The 17,809-nt window shown below is 61.1% G+C and carries 13 protein-coding genes; 5 read left to right on the forward strand and 8 right to left on the reverse strand.

What is annotated here, in order from left to right; translation table 11 throughout:
* Positions 1–20 precede the first annotated feature (20 nt).
* The 5 genes from B5E56_RS00480 to B5E56_RS00500 all read right to left on the reverse strand — a co-directional run bounded on the left by B5E56_RS00480 (position 21) and on the right by B5E56_RS00500 (position 5,628).
* Positions 21–1,595, reverse strand: coding sequence for an ABC transporter substrate-binding protein (locus B5E56_RS00480; RefSeq protein WP_087387734.1), 1,575 nt, complete (start codon positions 1,593–1,595; stop codon positions 21–23).
* A gap of 16 nt (positions 1,596–1,611) precedes the next feature.
* Complete coding sequence (larC, locus tag B5E56_RS00485) at positions 1,612–3,021, reverse strand: nickel pincer cofactor biosynthesis protein LarC (protein WP_087387737.1); 1,410 nt, start codon at positions 3,019–3,021, stop codon at positions 1,612–1,614.
* Complete coding sequence (gene larB / locus B5E56_RS00490; protein WP_087387740.1) at positions 3,018–3,776, reverse strand: nickel pincer cofactor biosynthesis protein LarB; 759 nt, start codon at positions 3,774–3,776, stop codon at positions 3,018–3,020. Before larB ends, larC begins: the two co-directional genes overlap by 4 nt.
* 4 nt (positions 3,777–3,780) lie before the next feature.
* Complete coding sequence (gene larE, locus B5E56_RS00495) at positions 3,781–4,524, reverse strand: ATP-dependent sacrificial sulfur transferase LarE (protein ID WP_087387743.1); 744 nt, start codon at positions 4,522–4,524, stop codon at positions 3,781–3,783.
* A gap of 219 nt (positions 4,525–4,743) precedes the next feature.
* Positions 4,744–5,628 (reverse strand): LysR family transcriptional regulator, encoded by an 885-nt coding sequence (locus tag B5E56_RS00500; RefSeq protein WP_158098621.1) that lies wholly within the window; start codon positions 5,626–5,628, stop codon positions 4,744–4,746.
* Positions 5,629–5,756: 128 nt separating this feature from the next.
* Here B5E56_RS00500 and B5E56_RS00505 point away from each other — a divergent pair, with 128 nt between their 5' ends.
* Positions 5,757–8,327 (forward strand): FAD-dependent oxidoreductase, encoded by a 2,571-nt coding sequence (locus B5E56_RS00505; RefSeq protein WP_087387749.1) that lies wholly within the window; start codon positions 5,757–5,759, stop codon positions 8,325–8,327.
* Between the two features lie 256 nt (positions 8,328–8,583).
* Here the strand turns inward: B5E56_RS00505 and lysS are convergent, their stop codons facing one another.
* From lysS to B5E56_RS00520, 3 genes are all read right to left on the reverse strand, one after another.
* The gene (gene lysS, locus B5E56_RS00510) at positions 8,584–10,533 is read right to left on the reverse strand and encodes a lysine--tRNA ligase (protein ID WP_087387752.1); all 1,950 of its coding nucleotides are present in this window, start codon (positions 10,531–10,533) and stop codon (positions 8,584–8,586) included.
* Positions 10,534–10,545: 12 nt separating this feature from the next.
* Positions 10,546–11,019 (reverse strand): transcription elongation factor GreA, encoded by a 474-nt coding sequence (gene greA, locus B5E56_RS00515; RefSeq protein WP_087328662.1) that lies wholly within the window; start codon positions 11,017–11,019, stop codon positions 10,546–10,548.
* 130 nt (positions 11,020–11,149) lie between these two features.
* Entirely contained in the window at positions 11,150–11,875 is a 726-nt protein-coding gene (locus B5E56_RS00520) for a hypothetical protein (protein WP_087387755.1), read from the reverse strand.
* A gap of 191 nt (positions 11,876–12,066) precedes the next feature.
* Here B5E56_RS00520 and B5E56_RS00525 point away from each other — a divergent pair, with 191 nt between their 5' ends.
* From B5E56_RS00525 to B5E56_RS00540, 4 genes are all read left to right on the forward strand, one after another.
* Complete coding sequence (locus B5E56_RS00525; RefSeq protein WP_087387758.1) at positions 12,067–13,629, forward strand: alkaline phosphatase; 1,563 nt, start codon at positions 12,067–12,069, stop codon at positions 13,627–13,629.
* Between the two features lie 95 nt (positions 13,630–13,724).
* Entirely contained in the window at positions 13,725–14,888 is a 1,164-nt protein-coding gene (locus B5E56_RS00530) for a YibE/F family protein (protein ID WP_087387760.1), read from the forward strand.
* Positions 14,889–14,975: 87 nt separating this feature from the next.
* A complete protein-coding gene (locus B5E56_RS00535; RefSeq protein ID WP_087387763.1) occupies positions 14,976–16,658 on the forward strand; it encodes a glutamine--tRNA ligase/YqeY domain fusion protein in 1,683 nt (560 codons plus the stop codon).
* Positions 16,659–16,723: 65 nt separating this feature from the next.
* Positions 16,724–17,755 (forward strand): threonine aldolase family protein, encoded by a 1,032-nt coding sequence (locus B5E56_RS00540; protein WP_087387766.1) that lies wholly within the window; start codon positions 16,724–16,726, stop codon positions 17,753–17,755.
* Positions 17,756–17,809: the final 54 nt, after the last annotated feature.

Here is a 17,809-nt window from a genome sequence, read left to right on the forward strand (position 1 = left end):
TCCTTCTTTCCGGTGGAATATCAGCTCCAGCTCCACCGGTCCACGTTGTTGACGATGGACCAGCCGTGGCCGTGGGGGTGGATCTTCTGCTCGGCCACCTGGAGGCCGTCTTTCACCCAGTACAGGTGGCTCACATTCACCAGCCACACCCAGGGGATGTCACCATCCTGAGTAACGCCGGTGGTACCGTCCCACTGGGCCTTCTGCCACAGCTCATAGGACTCCTCCAGATCGGAGCACTGGAGGGCCTGATCCATGTAGGAATCCACAGTGGAATTGGCATAGGGGGAATACTGAGCGGTGCCGGTATCCCCGATGGTGTGATAGATGTTATAGAGCTCCATGGGAGTATGGGCGCCCCAGCCCCAGATGAGAGGCTCGGTCTGGGCCCGGTCATAGGCGGTGTCCCAGCCCACGCCTTCCATGGTGCAGGAGATACCCAGCTCTCCCAGCTGGTTAGCGAAGTCGGCGCACAGGGCCTGACGCACCGAGTCGCTGGTGGGATAGAGCAGATTCAAGGTGGCCTTCACGCCGTCCTTCTCCCGGACGCCGTCGGCCCCCATGATCCAGCCCGCCTGGTCCAGCAGGGCGGCAGCTCCCTCGGGATCATAGGCCACTTCGGAGGCCAGATTGTACCAGGGCATCTGGTCGCACACGCTATAGGCGGGGGTACCGTAGCCGTTGAGCACGTTGTCGATCATCTCCTGCCGGTCGATGCCGATGTTGATGGCCCGGCGCACCAGCACATCGCCGGTGAGGGTGCCTTCGATCACCGGCAGGTTGAAGCCCCGGTTATCCACACTGTCGTAGGCCGCCAGCGTATACCCGGTAGGGCTTTGGTCCGCATAGGTAGCGGAGGTATAGGCCAGATCCACCTGACCGGCCTGGACCGCCAGGAAGGCGGCGTCCTCCTCCATGAAGAGGATGGTCACCTGCTTCATTTCAGGAGCCTCGCCGTAGTAGTCCGGGTTGGCCTCCAGAATCACCTGCTGGCCCTTATCCCACTGCTTCAGGATGTACCGGCCGGAACCGATGGGATTGGAGCCGTAGGTGGCGGGATCGTAGGCGTGCTGAGGCACAATGCCCACAATGGCCATGGTGTAGGGCCAGATGGAGAAGGGGGTAGCCATATGGAATACTACGGTGGTGTCGTCCACCGCCTCGGCGTTGTCCAGCATGGTAAAGTCGTTTACCGAGCTGGCAGCCTTGACGGTATTGTAGGTAAAGGCCACGTCAGAGGCGGTCAGGGACTCCCCGTCGGTGAATTTCACGTCATCCCGGATCTTGACCGTCCAGGTGAGGCCGTCGTCGCTGACCTGGACGTCGGTGGCCAGATCGTATCCGATGGTCAGGTCGGTGTTGGTCACCGTCAGAGTGGACTGGATCAGGGGCTCGTGGACGTGCTCACCGGCGCCCCACCCGTAGGCGGGGTCAAATCCGGCCTCCGGCTCGGAGGTGGTACCCATGGCAATGACCACGCTGTCCTTGCTGCCGGTCTGAGGGGTGGTGGTGGCAGCCGTGTTTCCGCCGCCGCAGCCCGCCAGCATACCGGCGGTCAGGGCCAGGCTCAGAATCAGAGTCAGAATTCGTTTCATAGGTGGCTCCTTTCCGTTACAGGCCCTTTTTTACTTCTTCCAGCACCACCGCCAGGGGCAGGCCGTTTGCACGGGCCAGGGCGGCGGCGTCCTCATACTCCGGTTTGGCGTGAGAAATGCCGAAGCCTTCCGCCGTCTTGACCCGGACAGTCCCCCAGGGGGTGTCTACATTTTTGCTGCCAGGGGTGAGGAAATACTTCTCACACCGGCGCACCCGCAGGCCGTTGGTGGTAGTATGGCGCAGGACGGCCTGGGCCAGTTCCCGCTCCTTCCCCACGTCGCACAGCACGGTAAGCACATGGCCGGGACGGCCCTTCTTCATGGTGCCGGGGACGGAGTACACGTCCAAGGCACCCGCCGCCAGCAGCTGCTCCCCGGCAAAGGCCAGGGCCTCGCCGGTCATATCATCGATGTTGCACACCAGCTCCACGATCTCGCCGTTGCCGCCCTCCTGGCTCTCGCCCCAGAAGGCACGGACGCAGTTGGCCTGCTCAAACTGGCGGGTACCCACGCCGTAGCCCACTTTTTCCACATTGAGCACCGGCATGGAGCCGAAGGACTGGGCAAAGTGGGCCAGCAGAGCCGCCCCGGTGGGGGTACACAGCTCGCCTTTGATCTCGCCGCCGTAGGTGGGCACACCAGCCAGCAGGGCGGCGGTAGCGGGGGCGGGCACCGGCATGATGCCGTGAGCGCAGCGGACGGTACCGCTGCCCACATGGATGGGGGACACCACGATCTTGTCCGGCCCCAGCAGATAGAGGGCATAGCACACGCCGGCCACGTCGGCCACTGCGTCCAGGGCTCCCACCTCATGGTAGTGGACCTCACCCACCGGACAGCCGTGGGCCTTGGCCTCCGCCTGGGCGATGGCGTCATACACCGCCTTGGCATGGGTCTTGACCTCCTCCGGCAGGGGCAGGTGGTCGATCAGGTGGGCAATGTGGCCGGGGGTGGCGTGGTGATGGTGGTGGTGCTCATGCTCATGATCGTGGCAATGGTCGTGGTCGTGATGGTGCTCATCATCATGGTCGTGGCAATGATCGTGGTCGTGATGGTGCTCATCATCATGGTCGTGGCAATGGTCGTGGTCGTGATGGTGCTCATGCTCATGATCGTGGCAATGGTCGTGGTCGTGATGGTGCTCATGGTCGTGGCAATGATCATGGTCGTGATGGTGCTCATGATCATGGCCATGCTCATGATGATGAAGGTGCTCGTCCTCCTCCTCGCCGTGGACGGTAACCTTCATGTGGGTGCCGCTGATGCCGCTGGTGACGGCGGAAGCCGCCTCCAGATGAACGCCGGGCAGGCCCAGGCTGTTCATGGTGGACAGGAAGCCCTCCTTGTCCTCCAGCAGTTCGTACAGGGCGGACATGAGCATATCCCCCGCCGCGCCCATGTTACATTCAATATATAAGGTTTTCATTTTAACCCCTCCATCTGATTGATCATGCTGGCCAGATAGCCCGCGCCGAAACCGTTGTCGATGTTGACCACGCTGCACCCGGAGGCGCAGGAGTTGAGCATGGCCAGCAGGGCGGACAGGCCGCCGAAGCTGGCGCCGTAGCCCACGCTGGTGGGCACCGCCACCACCGGGCAGTCCACCAGGCCACCCACCACGGAGGCCAGGGCCCCCTCCATGCCCGCCACCGCAATGACGCACCGTGCGCTCATCATGGCGTCCAGATTGGACAGCAGCCGGTGGAGCCCCGCCACGCCCACATCGTACAGCCGGGTAACCTTGTTGCCCATCACCTCGGCGGTGAGGGCGGCCTCCTCCGCCACCGGCATATCGCTGGTGCCGCCGGTGGCCACCACGATGTGCCCCAGCTCCTGCCGGGGACCGGGGAAGGCGATGCCCAGCTTGGGGATGGGCCGGTAGTCCAGGGGAACCGACTGCTCCACGATGCGGGCGGCTTCCTCCCCCATGCGGGTGATGAGGATGTTTTTACAGCCCCGTTCTCCCATGGCGGCGGCGATCCCGGCGATCTGCTCCGGGGTCTTGCCCGCGCCGTAGATCACCTCCGCCGCGCCCTGGCGCACCGAGCGGTGGAAATCCACCTTGGCGTAGCCCAGATCCTCGAAGGGCTTGGTTTTCAGCTCCAGCAGTGCGTCCTCCGGGCTGGTGTTTCCAGCCGACACCGCCCGCAGCAGCTCCAGAATGTCGTGCTTGTTGTCCATTTGCTTACCTCCCCTTCAGATCCAGCAAAACGGCGGAGAAATCTGCCGCCAGCGCCTCTGTAATGGTATCATGCAGCTGAACGGCCTTCTCCATCTGCGCCTCCGGCAGCTGGATGCGGGCGGCGTCCCCCAGCAGCCGCACCCGGAAGTCGGTGAAGCCCAGCTTGAAGAGGGCGTCCTCCCCCCGCTCCACCTTCTCCAGGGCTTCCCGTGTGATGGCGGTACCGGTGGGCACCCGGGTGGCCAGGCAGGCATAGGCCGGCTTGTCCCAGGTGAACAGCCCCACCTCTTTGGACATCTGCCGCACCTGATCCTTAGTGATGCCGCACTCCCGCAGGGGAGAGCGCACCTCCAGCTCCCGCAGAGCCTGCATCCCCGGCCGGTCCCCCGCGTCGTCCGAGGCGTTGGTACCGTCCAGCAGCACAGTGTAGCCGTCCTCCTTCGCCCGCTGCCACAGGGTGGTGAACAGAGCCCGCTTGCAGTAGTAGCACCGCCGGGGTCCGTTGGCCGCCGCCTCGGGCACCGCCAGCACGTCGGCCTCCACCACCGTCATGGGCACCGCCAGCTCCTCCGCCAGCTTTTTGGCGTCGGCCAGCTCAAAGGCTGGCTGAAAAACGGTGTTGACGTAATAGGCCCGCACATCACAGCCGTAGGTCTTGGCCGCCCACAGCAGCAGGGCCGAGTCCGTCCCGCCGGAAAAGGCCAGCGCCGCCCGGGGGACCTCCTTGAAAAACTGTTCCAGCGTCATATCCGCGCTCCTTTGCAAAAAAAGAAGGTATCCGCTCCCCTTGGGGGAACAGATACCTTCCTAGTATCCTTACACAACAGGTCAAATCATGCACCGGACTTTTTCCGCGTCTGCCCCGGCTCTGGCCAGGTGCTCCGGCTTCCTGCCGGAATTCGGTCCGCAATTTCCAGTACCGTTATAGTTTACCATACCCCGGCGTCCATTGCAAGTATTTTTTGTTCACTCCGTCCCATCTTCCAGATCGGAGGGGGCCAGATCCCCCAGCACCTCCCGCACCAGAGGAAATACATGGGTCCCTTTCAGATAGACCAGGCTGAACTCCCGACATTCATCCAGACATTCCAGGTGGAAAAAGGCAAGTTCCGGCTGGCTTGCCGCCACCGGCTCATAGGCAAAGGTGATGCCGCATCCCTCTGCCACAAACCGGGTGATGAGAGAAAACTGGTTGGCGCAGATTACCCGGGAAAAGAGCTCCAGGGAATAGCCTCGTTCAGCCAGCACATTCTCCAGAATACCCCGGGTTCCGGAGCCCTCCTCCCGCACCACCAGGCACTGGCCCTCCAGCGCCGTCAGAGGGATGGTACGCCCGGCAAAGGGATGGTCTTTCCGACACAGACCTACAAATTTGGACCGGCGGAACAGACGGCTGCCGAATCGGCTCCGGTCGAAGGCCCCCTCGATGAGGGCAAAATCCAGCTGCTCATGCTCCAACTGCCCCAGCAGGACGGCGGTATTATCCACAGAGATTTTCAAATTCCCGTCGGAGTGTCGGATATACCGGCTCAGGGCCTCCGCCACCACAAATTCGCCAATGGTTTTCGTCATCCCCACCCGCACTTCCCGTACCGCCGTCTCCATCAGCTCCTGCTGGAGGCGCTGCTCATTATAAAGGGCGGTACGGGCATACTCCGCCACCCGCTTTGCCTGGGGTGTGGCATGAAGCTGCCGGCCATCGTACACAAACAACTTGCAGCCGTATTTCTCCTCCAGCCCCCGGATCTGCTGGCTCACCGCCGGCTGGCTCATGCACAGCTGCTCCCCGGTTTTCCGGTAATTCATGGTCTCGTACAGGGTCAGAAAGGTCCGAATACGGTAGTCCACCATTTCCATCACCCCCCCATAAGTATTTTGAATCATTCAATAAGTTTTAAAAACTTTATTTTATTATACTGGGGTGCTATACTGATTACAAGCGTGACACAAAAATTTGTCAATAAGGACGGGGAACAAAGATGCGTATTCTGGTCATTGGCGGCGTGGCCGCCGGTACGAAGGCCGCTGCTAAAATCAAGCGGGAGGACCGCAGCGCGGAAGTCATCATTCTGAATAAAGGTCAGGACATCTCCTACGCCGGCTGCGGCCTGCCCTACTATGTGGGCGGCGCCATCTCCAGCCGTGAGGAACTGATCGTCAACACTCCCCAGAAATATGCCGGACTCACCGGCGCTCAGGTGATCACCGGCTGCGAGGTCACCCATGTTGACCCCGCCGCCAGGACGGTAAGCGGTCTGCGGGACGGCCAGAATTTTACCGAGCACTACGACAAGCTGATCGTTGCCACCGGCGCTGCTCCTGTGGTGCCCGATATGCCTGGCAAGAATCTGCCCGGCGTGTTTCCCATGCGCACCCCCGACGACGCGGTGGGCCTGCGGGACTATGTGGCCACCAACAACTGCCGCCGGGCCGTGGTGGCGGGCGCAGGCTTTATCGGCCTGGAGATTGCCGAGAACCTGCTCTCCCAGGGCCTGGACGTGACTGTGGTGGATTTTGCCGACCAGATCATGCCCAACGCCTTTGACCCCGAGATGGCCGACTTTGCCCGCCGGAAGCTGAAAGACGCCGGCATTCGCGTGATTACCGGCCAGCGCATCCAGTCCGTTACCGGCGTTGACAAGGCCACCGGCATCGTCACCGACGGCGGCGCCATTGCTGCTGACGTGGTAGTGCTTGCCATCGGTGTGCGCCCCGCCACCGACTTCCTGAAGGACACCGGTATTGAGCTCTTCAAGGGTACCGTGGTGGTAGACAAGGAGATGCGCACCAACCTGCCCGACATCTACGCCGCCGGTGACTGCGCCATGGTGTACAACCGTCTCACCGGCAAGCCCCAGTGGTCGGCCATGGGCTCCACCGCCAACATCACCGCCCGTGCTCTGGCCAAGACCATCACTGGCAGCGACACCCCCTACGGCGGCTGCCTGGGCACCGGCGTGGTGAAGCTGCTGCCGCAGCTCAACGCCGGACGCACTGGTCTCACCGAGGCTCAGGCCAAGGCCGAGGGCTTTGACCCCATTACCGTGGTGTGCGCCTGCGACGACAAGGCCCACTACTATCCCGGCGCCTCCAGCTTCCTCACTAAGCTGATTGCCGACCGCAACACCCGCAAACTGCTGGGTATCCAGGTCCTGGGTGCCGGCGCGGTGGACAAAATGGTGGATATTGCTGTTGTCGGTCTGTCTGCCGGTCTGACCATTGACGCCTTTAACGATCTGGATCTGGCCTATGCGCCCCCCTTCTCCACCGCCATCCACCCCTTTGTCCATGCCTGCTATGTGCTGGAAAACAAGCTGGCCGGCGTGCTGGAGTCCTTCACCCCCGCCGAGTATCTGGCCGGCGCCGCCAAGGACTACAAGGTGATCGACGTGATGCCCACCTCCTCGATCCCCGGCGCCCACTGGGTGGAGCTGGGCAAGGTCAACGGACCTCTGGCAGGCATCGATAAGGACGAAAAGCTGCTGCTGGTGTGCAACCGTGGCAAGCGTGGCTACTTCCTCCAGAGCAAGCTGAAGTTCTATGGCTACACCAACACCAAGGTTCTGGAAGGCGGCGTCACCTTCAATCAGGTGAAGGTCCCCCGTCCCGCCGGTGCTGCTCTGCCTCCCACCGAGGTCAAGCGCCTCAAGGGTCTGGGCTGCCTGTGGGATAAGCGTACCCCTGACTGCTTCAATGTCCGGGTCATTACCCGCAACGGCAAGCTGACCGGTGCCGAGCACGCCGCCGTGGCCGAGGCCGCCGAGAAGTTCGGCTCCGGCGAGGTCACCATGACCACCCGTTTGACCCTGGAGATCCAGGGTGTGCCCTACGAGAATGTGGAGCCCCTCATCGAGTTCCTCAGCGCCGCCGGTCTGGACGTGGGCGGCACCGGCTCCAAGGTACGTCCGGTGGTTTCCTGCAAGGGTACTACCTGCCAGTACGGCCTGATCGACACCTTTGCTCTTAGCGAGAAGCTCCACGAGCTGTTCTACAAGGGTTACCACGATGTTTCCCTCCCCCACAAGTTCAAGATTGCCGTAGGCGGCTGTCCCAACAACTGCGTCAAGCCCGACCTGAACGACCTGGGCATCATCGGCCAGCGCCTGCCCGAGCCCGATCTGAACAAGTGTAAGGGCTGCAAGGTATGCCAGGTCGAGAAGGCCTGCCCTATTCACGCCGTGTCCATGCAGGACGGCAAGGCCATCATTGACACCAATGATTGCAACCACTGCGGCCGCTGTCTGGAGAAATGCCCCTTCGGCGCCTACACCGAGAGCACTTACGGCTACAAGGTTTACCTGGGTGGCCGCTGGGGCAAGAAAGTGGCCGCCGGCCGGCCCCTGTCCAAAATCTTCACCAGCGAGGAGGAGGTCATTGCCCTGGTAGAGAAGGCCATTCTCTTCTTCCGGGATGAGGGTCAGACTGGTGAGCGTTTCTCCGACACCATCGCTCGCCTGGGCTTCGACTATGTGGAGGACAAGCTGCTCCACGGCTCCATTGACAAGGATACTATCATGAACAAGACGGTAATCGGCGGCGCCAGCTGCTAATTGCCACTCTTACAAGGGCCTGTTGCAAAATAGCTGTTTTGCACAAGCCTGTCATTGCGAGCCAGTGCGCACACTGGCGTGGCAATCCGTTTCCCCGGCAAAAGGGGCGGATTCCCACGAAAAACGGCCGCCCACCGGGCGGCCGTTTTTCTCGGAATGACGGGTCTTTGTACGAGCTGCGCATTTTGCAACAGGCCCTTCTGTTTCAGGCAAAAAAATGGGCTGCTGCAGGTTTGCAGCAGCCCATTTTTTACAATCAATAAAGCTTGGCGCCAGCGGGGATGTGGTCGTCCACCATCAGGCAGTGGAGCTTCTCCTGGCCCTCCTCATAGTGGATGGCGGAGATGATCATGCCGCAGGAGTCGATGCCCATCATCTTGCGGGCGGGCAGGTTGGTAATGGCAATCAGGGTCTTGCCCACCAGTTCCTCAGGTTCATAGGTGTCGTGGATGCCGCTGAGGATCACCCGGTCGGTGCCGGTGCCGTCATCCAGAACGAACTTCAGCAGCTTCTTGCTCTTGGGCACCGCGGTGCACTCCTTCACCTTGACGGCCCGGAAGTCGGACTTGGAGAAGGTGTCAAAGTCCACCTCGTCCTTGAACAGGGGCTCGATCTCCACCTTGGAGAAGTCAATGGGACCGGCCTCAGCCCGGGGCACGTCCACAGAAGCGGCGGGAGCAGCGGCGGCCTTGGGGGCCTCCACCTTCTCCAGGGGCTTCATGGTCGGGAACAGGATCACGTCGCGGATGGAGTCGGAGTTGGTGAGCATCATGACGCAGCGGTCAATGCCGATGCCCATGCCGCCCGTGGGGGGCAGGCCGTACTCCAGGGCGTTGATGAAGTCCTCGTCCATCATGCCGGCCTCGTCATTGCCCATGTCCCGGAGGGCCAGCTCGTGCTCAAAGCGGCCCCGCTGGTCGATGGGATCGTTGAGCTCGGAGAAAGCGTTGGCAAACTCACAGTGATTGATGAACAGCTCAAACCGCTCGGTGAGGCGGGGATCCTTGGGGGAGCGCTTGGTCAGCGGAGAGACCTCCACCGGGTACATGGTGATGAAGGTGGGCTGTACCAGCTTCTCCTCCACCCGCTGGTCAAAGGCCTCGTACAGGGCGGTACCCCAGGTGCGCTCGCAGCCCTCCATATCGATGCCCACGGCCTCCACGGCCTTGCAGGCCTCCTCGTCGTCGGAGATGGCGTCGAAGTCCACACCCACATACTGCTTCACCGCATCGATCATGGTCAGACGGGGCCAGCCGGGAGTCAGATCGATGTCCACGCCCAGCCAGTTCACCTGGTAGGAGCCCAGGATGTCCTGGGCGGCGGTGGACAGAATGCCCTCGGCAATGTCCATCATGTCGTGGAAGTCGGCATAGGCCTCGTACAGCTCGATGGTAGTGAACTCCGGGTTGTGCTTGGGATCCATGCCCTCGTTGCGGAAGATACGGCCGATCTCATACACCCGCTCAAAGCCGCCCACGGTGAGCCGCTTCAGGTTCAGCTCGGTGGCGATACGCATATACATATCGATGTCCAGGGTGTTGTGGTGGGTGATGAAGGGCCGGGCGGTGGCGCCGCCGGAGATGGTGTTGAGGACGGGGGTCTCCACCTCCAGGTAGTCCCGGTCGTCCAGATACTTGCGCACGTGCTTGATGAAGGCGGTGCGGATCTGGAAGGTGCGGCGCACGTCCTCGTTCATAATGAGATCCACGTACCGTTGGCGGTAGCGCATCTCCTTGTCGGTGAGGCCGTGGAACTTCTCGGGCAGGGGCTGAAGGGACTTGGAGAGAAGGGTCACCTTGTGGGCCTTCACAGAGATCTCGCCCCGCTTGGTCTTGAAGACCTCGCCTTCCACACCTACGATATCGCCGATGTCGATCTTTTTGAACTTGGCGAAGGCCTCCTCGCCCAGCTCATCGATGCGGACGTAGAGCTGGATGCGGCCCTTGCCGTCCTGCAGGTCGCAGAAGATGGCCTTGCCCATGCCGCGCTTGGACATGATGCGGCCGGCGATGGAGGTCTCGGAGCCCTCCAGGGCCTCGAAGTTCTCCTTAATATCGGCAGAGTGATGCTTCACCACATATTTGGTGATCTGGAAGGGGTCCTGGCCCGCCTCCTGCAGCTCTTTGAGCTTGGCGCGGCGGATCAGTCGCTGTTCGGACAGATTCTGCTCTTCGGGCTGATTGACGCTTCTCTCTTCAGTACTCATTGCTTTTGCTCCTTACTTTTGAATCTCTAGGATACGATACCTTAATACACCGGCGGGAGCCTCCACCTGGATCTCCGCGCCTACCGCGCAGCCCAGAAGGGCTTTTCCGAAGGGGGAATCCTCGGAAATGCGGCCGTTCATGGGGTCGGCCTCCTGGGAACCCACCACCTGGTAAGTCTCCTCCTCCTCAAACTCCAGGTCCAGCACCTTGACGGTGGAACCCAAACGGACGGAGTTGGGGTCGCTCTCATGCTCCTCGATAATCACATAGTTGGCCAGGATGTTCTCCACCTCCGCAATGCGGGAGTAGAGCTTGCCCTGCTCGTTTTTGGCCTCGTCGTACTCGCTGTTCTCAGACAGATCGCCGAAGGAGCGGGCTTCCTTGATCTGATCGGCCACCTCTTTTTCACGGACGGTTTTCAGATAATTCAGCTCCTGTTTCAATTCCTCCAAGCGCTCAGCGCTGAGTTTGAATTCTTTCGCCATGTCGATCGCGCACACCTTTCCTTGATTGCTTTTACTCTATCAGGATGGAGCCAATACGGACTCTCATAAATTCAGAACGAAAACACTCCGCTACGTTAATACGATATTATATGTAGTTTACCACCTCCTGTCAAGTTAATAATTTGGTATTGGGTGGCAGAACGTTGAGCTGCTCCTGACTGATCCGCCCCTCTTCCCACAGCAGGGCCAGCAGGGGGAGCCGGTCCAATCCGGAAGGCAGCGTTTTCCCTCTGATGGCAGGCAGAAAGCCCGCCAGATCGGGTATGGGACCGTACAGTCGGAACACCGTCTCCCCTTCCGCCGCAGACGGGCCGAAGCACAGGATCACATCGGCCTCCACCCTGTCCGGAGGACGCACCGCGGCCCCAAACTCCGCCCTCAGCCAGGCGGCCAGTTCCTCCCCCTCCTCCCCGGCGTCTACCACTAGATCCCGCACTTGGGAACATAACTGCTCTGCCGCCCGGAAGAGGGCCGGACTTACCCCCGTCCCGGACAGCAGCACCGCCGCCTGCTCCGGCCGCCGGTCCTGGCAACGCAGGGCCGCCAATGCCAGCGCAGGGGCCAGCATCTGACAAAAGGCCTCTGTCTCCACCGAACGCAATCCCGCCTCCTCCAGCGCCTCCCAGCAGGGAAATTCCGCCTGGGTCAGCACCCGGCGCACCCCGCGCCGGACCAGTTCTCTGGCACCCTTGGCTACCCGCCGCAGCCGGACACGCTCCCTCATTTCCTCCCGCACCGGCACCGTGACTCGCTGACAAGGCAACCCCAGCAGCCAGTCCCGCTCCATCCGGACTCTGCGGCCTCTTTCTTCCTTCCACTCCATGATTCCCACCATAGTGTCACCTCGCCTACAGCCTATGCGTCTGCTCCTCAGGTATACCGTTCTGCTTTTCTTGCTCTTTACAAAATCTTACCTCGATTTTGCACGCCTTTACCGTAGGATGATAGCGCCCCCGTGCCCCTTCGGGTATGATTCATATGTCTCTGGAGCGATTAAGATTGAACCCGATTTTGGAGGAATCAAACATGAATTGGAAGCGTCCCCTGGCAATTACCCTGGCCGCAGCGTCCTTCGGCACCGCTCTGGCCGCCTGCAGCGCCCCCGCCGCCTCTACCCCTGAAGCCAGCACCACCCCCACGGTAGAGGCCCAAAACCTGTCCAACCAGTCCGTTAAGACCCCCAAGTACGTGTTTCTGTTCATCGGCGACGGCATGAGTTATCCTCAGATCCAGTCTACCGCCGACTACCTGGGCGCCCTGACCGACACCGACTACTGGCAGGCCGAGCCCAGCCTGGATGACAACGGCGGCGCTACTCTGGACGGCCCCTCCTATCTGAACTTTATGAACTTTGAGGCCGCCGGCTCCGCTGTTACCTACGACTCCAACAGCTTCTGCCCCGACTCCGCCTCCACCGCCACTTCCATTTCCACCGGCCACAAGACCTATTCCGGTACCATCAACATGGATGAGACCGGCACCACCCCCTATGAGACCATCGCGGAGAAGGTTCACGACCAGCTGGGTATGAGCGTGGGCGTTATCTCCTCTGTCAACCTGAACCACGCCACTCCCGCCGCCTTCTATGCCCATCAGGCCAGCCGCAACGACTACTACGAGATCGGCCTGGAGCTGGTGGAGTCCGGCTTTGAGTACTTCGCCGGCGGCGGTCTCCTCAAGCCCACCGGCGCCGACGAGGACCAGGAGGACCTGTACGCCCTGGCCGAGCAGGCCGGCTACAATGTGGTCAAGACCCAGGCCGAGGCCGAGCAGGTCACCGAGGGTCCTGTGATCATTGTTGACGAGCATCTGGCCGACGGCGACGCCATGGCCTACGAGCTGGACCGCACCGACGATATGTGGTCCCTGGCCGACCACGTCTCCAAGGGCATCGAGGTGCTGGAGCAGGATGAGGACGGCTTCTTCATGATGTGCGAAGGCGGCAAGATCGACTGGGCCTGCCACGCCAACGACGCCGCCTCCTCCATTCACGATACCAAGGCTCTGGCTGACGCGGTGCAGGTAGCCATCGACTTCGCCTCCGAGCACCCCGAGGAGACCCTGATCCTGGTCACCGGCGACCACGAGACCGGCGGTCTGACCATCGGCTTTGCCGGCACCGACTACGACACCTACCTGAACCTGCTGGAGTCCCAGAAGATCTCCTTCGCCAAGTATGACAGCGACTATGTTGCCGCCTACAAGGAGAACAAGACCTCCTTTGAGGACGTGCTGGCCGACATCGAGACCCTGTTTGGCCTGAAGACCCAGGGCGAGGAGGGCGACAAGCTGGTGCTCACCCCCTATGAGCTGTCCCAGATCAAGACCGCCTATGAGAAGAGCATCAACGAGACTGCCACCGGCATGGATGAGCAGCAGGAGTATGTGATGTACGGCACCTACGAGCCCCTCACCGTTACCATCACCCACATTCTGAACAACAAGTCCGGCGTGTCCTTCACCTCCTACAGCCACACCGGCCTGCCCGTGGCCGTGCTGGCCCACGGTGTCAACGCCGAGCAGTTCAACGGCTACTACGACAACACCGAGATCTTCAACAAGCTGGCCGGTATGCTGAACGTGCAGTAACTTTCTCTTCCCTTCCCACCCCCGTTTACAGACAGCAAAAAGGGTGCGGCTCATGCCGCATCCTTTTTGCCCATACGAAAGGACCGATCCGTTTCATGACATCCCTTCTCCTGGATTCCAATAAGCGCCGCTACTACGCGCCCCTTGCCATCTGTCTGGCTCTGATCCTCTTTCTGATCCTGATCCCCACCGGCTTTGAGGGAGCCCTGCAATATCAGCAGGCCGACCGCTGCACCGCCCTGGTAACGGCGGTGGACGACTCCGCCATCATCGACACCGGCCTGGTCCGCTCCGGTGAGCAGCGCTGCACCCTGGAGCTGCTGGGCGGTCGCTTCAAGGGCCAGACTGCCACCGGCGTCAATATGCTCAACGGCTCTCTGGAGCAGGACAAGCTCTTTGCCCCCGGCGACAAGGCCATGGTGGTGGTAAGCTACCAGGGGGACGAGATCATCTCGGTGACCATGACCGACCACTACCGCATCGGCAAGGAAGCCATCCTGGCAGGCATTTTTGCGGTATTTCTCATTCTCTTCGCCGGGCGCACCGGTGTGCGGGCCATCGCCTCCTTCGTGCTGACGGTGCTCATGCTGTGGAAGGTGCTGGTCCCCCTCTACCTCAACGGTTGGAATCCCATCTTTATGGGCCTGCTGGTAACCCTGGTGCTTACCCTGCTCATTATCGCTCTGGTCTACGGCTTTGACCGCCGGTGTCTGTCCGCTGTATCCGGCGCCTTTCTGGGTGTGCTGGTGACCTGCGTACTGGGCATTCTGTTTACCGACCTGTTCCAGATCCACGGCGCAGTGATGGCCTACTCGGAAAGCCTGCTCTATGCCGGATATCAGGATCTGAACCTGACCCAGATCTTTATGGCCTCCATCTTTATCGGCTCCTCCGGCGCGGTGATGGATCTGAGCGTGGATATTACCTCCGCCGTCCACGAGGTTGTGGAAAAGCGGCCCGACATCTCCCGCTGGGAGGCGGTGCGCTCCGGCATGAATGTGGGCCGGGCCGCCATGGGCACCATGACCACCACCCTGCTTCTGGCCTATTCCGGCGGCTACATCGCCCTGCTGATGGTCTTTATGGCCCAGGGCACCCCCATCTGGAACATCCTTAACTATAAGTATGTGGCCTCCGAGATCGTCCACACCATCGTTGGCTCCTTTGGTCTGGTCACGGTGGCTCCCTTTACCGCCCTCACCAGCGGTTTCCTGCTGGCTGGCCGTAAAAAACAGATGTCCCTTGAGGAGGCGGAATAATCCGCCTCCTTTTTTGTTGAGCTCTTGCTTTTTTTCCAGTTCCGGGGTAAAATATTGGTTCGTATTAAGATAAAGGAGTGAAACCAAATGCCAGAAGAGCTGAACCCCACCATGACGCAGAACTTCATCCATGATTTCATCGACGAGGACATCGCCCAGGGTGGTCAGTTCCAAGGCATGACCGTCCACACCCGGTTCCCCCCGGAGCCCAACGGCTACCTGCACATCGGCCATGCCAAGGCAATTTTTGTAGACTTCGGCACTGCCGAAAAGTACGGCGGTCTTTGCAACCTCCGCATGGATGACACCAACCCCACCAAGGAGGACGTGGAGTATGTGGAGGCCATCCAGGAGGACATCCACTGGCTGGGCTACGACTGGGGCGACCGCTTCTACTTCGCCTCCGACTACTTTGACAAGATGTATGAGTATGCCGTGGAGCTCATCAAGAAGGGTCTGGCCTATGTGTGCGAGCTCACCCCCGAGCAGTTCAAGGAATACCGCGGCGATGTGAACACCCCCGCCCGCTCTCCTTACCGGGATCGTCCTATCGAGGAGTCCCTGGACCTGTTTGCCCGGATGCGGGCCGGCGAGTTTGAGAACGGTCGCATGACCCTGCGCGCCAAGATCGATCTGGCCAGCGGCAACTTCAATATGCGCGACCCTGTCATCTACCGCATCAACCATATGCACCATCACCGTCAGGGGGACAAGTGGTGCATCTACCCCATGTACGACTTTGCCCATCCTCTGGAGGACGCCCTGGAGGGGATCACCCACTCCCTGTGCTCCCTGGAGTTTGAGGATCACCGGCCCCTGTACGACTGGGTCATCGCCAACTGCGACGTGCCCGCCAAGCCCCGGCAGATCGAGTTCGCCCGACTGGGCATCAACTACACCGTCATGAGCAAGCGCAAGCTGCGCCAGCTGGTGGAGGAGGGCCGGGTGTCCGGCTGGGACGATCCCCGTATGCCCACCCTGTGCGGTCTGCGCCGCCGTGGCTACACCCCCCGGGCCATCCGCAACTTCTCCGAGCGCAACGGCGTGAGCAAGGCCGCCTCCACCGTGGAGTATGCCTTCCTGGAGCACTGCCTGCGGGAGGACCTGAATCTGACGGCTCAGCGTGTGATGGCGGTACTGCGCCCCGTCAAGCTCACCATCACCAACTATCCCGAGGGCCAGAGCGAGACCTTCTCCGTGGAGAACAATCCCAACGATCCTGCCGCCGGCAGCCGTGAGATCACCTTCTCCCGCAACCTGTATGTGGAGGCCGAGGACTTTCTGGAGACCCCGGTGCCCAAGTACAAGCGTCTCTATCCCGACGGCCCCGAGTGCCGTCTGAAGGGCTCCTACCTCATCAAGTGCACCGGCTGCGCCAAGGATGAAAATGGCAATGTCACCGAGATCTTTGCCACCTACGATCCCAACAGCAAGGGCGGCGATCCCGCCGACGGCCGCAAGGTGAAGGGCGCCACCATCCACTGGGTGGACGCTGCCACCGCGGTGGACGCCGAGGTACGTCTGTACGACAACCTGTTCACCGATGCCGATCCCGATACCGGCGACAAGAACTTCCTGGACTGCCTCAATCCCGGCTCCCTGGAGGTACTGACCGGCGCCAAGGTGGAGGCCGGTCTGGCCAATGTGGAGGCTCCCGCCTCCTTCCAGTTCCTGCGCCAGGGCTATTTCTGCGCCGACAACAAGGACTCCAAGCCCGGCCATCTGGTGTTCAACCGTTCTGTGAGCCTGAAAGACAGCTTTAAATTTTAAAGTGTAATTTGAGACGGCCCGGCGGGACTGATGTACCCCGGGCCGTCTGTATGGAGGTCATAGACATGAAATACTGGTTCCGCAACGACTATTCCTTTGGCGCCCATCCCAAGGTGCTGGAGGCGGTGTGCGCCGCCAATCTGGAGGGCAACATCGGCTATGGCGACGACAAGTACACCGCCAAGGCCAAGGACCGCATCCGTGAGGTGTGCGGCTGCCCCGACGCCATGGTAGAGTTTGTTGTGGGCGGCACCCAGGCCAACGTACTGGCCTGCGCCTTCCTGCTCAAGCCCTGGCAGGCGGCCATCTGCCCCGACTCCGGCCATCTGAACGGCCACGAGGTGGGCGCTTTCGAGGCCACCGGCCACAAGATCCTCACCGTTCCCGCCTCTCCCGACGGCAAGATCGTCCCCGAGCAGCTGATCCCCCTGCTGAAGCTCCATCAGGACGTGCACCTGACCGAGCCCGGTCTGGTGTATATCTCCAACGCCACCGAGAATGGCGCTGTATACACCAAGGCAGAGCTCACCGCCCTGTACACCTTCTGCCGTGAGCACGGCCTGTACCTCTTCATCGACGGCGCCCGTCTGGGCTGCGCCCTGTCCTCCGACGCCAACGACCTGACCCTGCCTGAGTTTGCCCACCTGTGCGACGCCTTCTACATCGGCGGCACCAAGAACGGCACCATGTTTGGTGAGGCTCTGGTCATCACCCGGCCCGAGCTGACCCAGGGCTTCTTCCGGATGAAGAAGCGTATGCTGGCCGTGATGGAGAAGGGCTGGATCCAGGGTGTCCAGTTCCTGGCCCTCTTTGAGGATGATCTGTATTTCAAGATGGGCCGTCAGGCCAACGAGATGGCTGCCCGCCTCCAGAAAGGTCTGAAGGCCAAGGGCTGGAAGCTGTGGGTGGAGTCTCCCACCAACCAGGTGTTCGTCATTGCTCCCAATGACAAAAAGCCGGTGCTGGATGAGGTATGCCAGTATGAGGACTGGTGCCCCTATGATGAGGACCACACCGTGGTCCGCTTCGTGTGCTGCTTCCACACCACCGAGGCGGATGTGGACGGGTTCCTCTCCGTTCTGCCCGACCTCAAGTAAAATTTGCTCTGAAAACGCCTGTGGCCAAGAGGCCACAGGCGTTTTTTACGGGGT

The sequence above is a fragment of the Flavonifractor sp. An112 genome (assembly GCF_002161085.1).
GTDB lineage: Bacteria > Bacillota > Clostridia > Oscillospirales > Oscillospiraceae > Flavonifractor > Flavonifractor avicola.

Bases quoted from the DNA above. Each gene is read 5' to 3' on its own strand.
- B5E56_RS00540 (WP_087387766.1), top strand. From the start codon at position 16,724: ATGAAATACTGGTTCCGCAACGACTATTCCTTTGGCGCCCATCCCAAG.
- greA (WP_087328662.1), bottom strand. From the start codon at position 11,019: ATGGCGAAAGAATTCAAACTCAGCGCTGAGCGCTTGGAGGAATTGAAA.
- lysS (WP_087387752.1), bottom strand. From the start codon at position 10,533: ATGAGTACTGAAGAGAGAAGCGTCAATCAGCCCGAAGAGCAGAATCTG.
- larE (WP_087387743.1), bottom strand. From the start codon at position 4,524: ATGACGCTGGAACAGTTTTTCAAGGAGGTCCCCCGGGCGGCGCTGGCC.
- B5E56_RS00520 (WP_087387755.1), bottom strand. From the start codon at position 11,875: ATGGTGGGAATCATGGAGTGGAAGGAAGAAAGAGGCCGCAGAGTCCGG.
- larC (WP_087387737.1), bottom strand. From the start codon at position 3,021: ATGAAAACCTTATATATTGAATGTAACATGGGCGCGGCGGGGGATATG.
- larB (WP_087387740.1), bottom strand. From the start codon at position 3,776: ATGGACAACAAGCACGACATTCTGGAGCTGCTGCGGGCGGTGTCGGCT.
- B5E56_RS00525 (WP_087387758.1), top strand. From the start codon at position 12,067: ATGAATTGGAAGCGTCCCCTGGCAATTACCCTGGCCGCAGCGTCCTTC.
- B5E56_RS00530 (WP_087387760.1), top strand. From the start codon at position 13,725: ATGACATCCCTTCTCCTGGATTCCAATAAGCGCCGCTACTACGCGCCC.
- B5E56_RS00480 (WP_087387734.1), bottom strand. From the start codon at position 1,595: ATGAAACGAATTCTGACTCTGATTCTGAGCCTGGCCCTGACCGCCGGT.
- B5E56_RS00535 (WP_087387763.1), top strand. From the start codon at position 14,976: ATGCCAGAAGAGCTGAACCCCACCATGACGCAGAACTTCATCCATGAT.
- B5E56_RS00500 (WP_158098621.1), bottom strand. From the start codon at position 5,628: ATGGTGGACTACCGTATTCGGACCTTTCTGACCCTGTACGAGACCATG.
- B5E56_RS00505 (WP_087387749.1), top strand. From the start codon at position 5,757: ATGCGTATTCTGGTCATTGGCGGCGTGGCCGCCGGTACGAAGGCCGCT.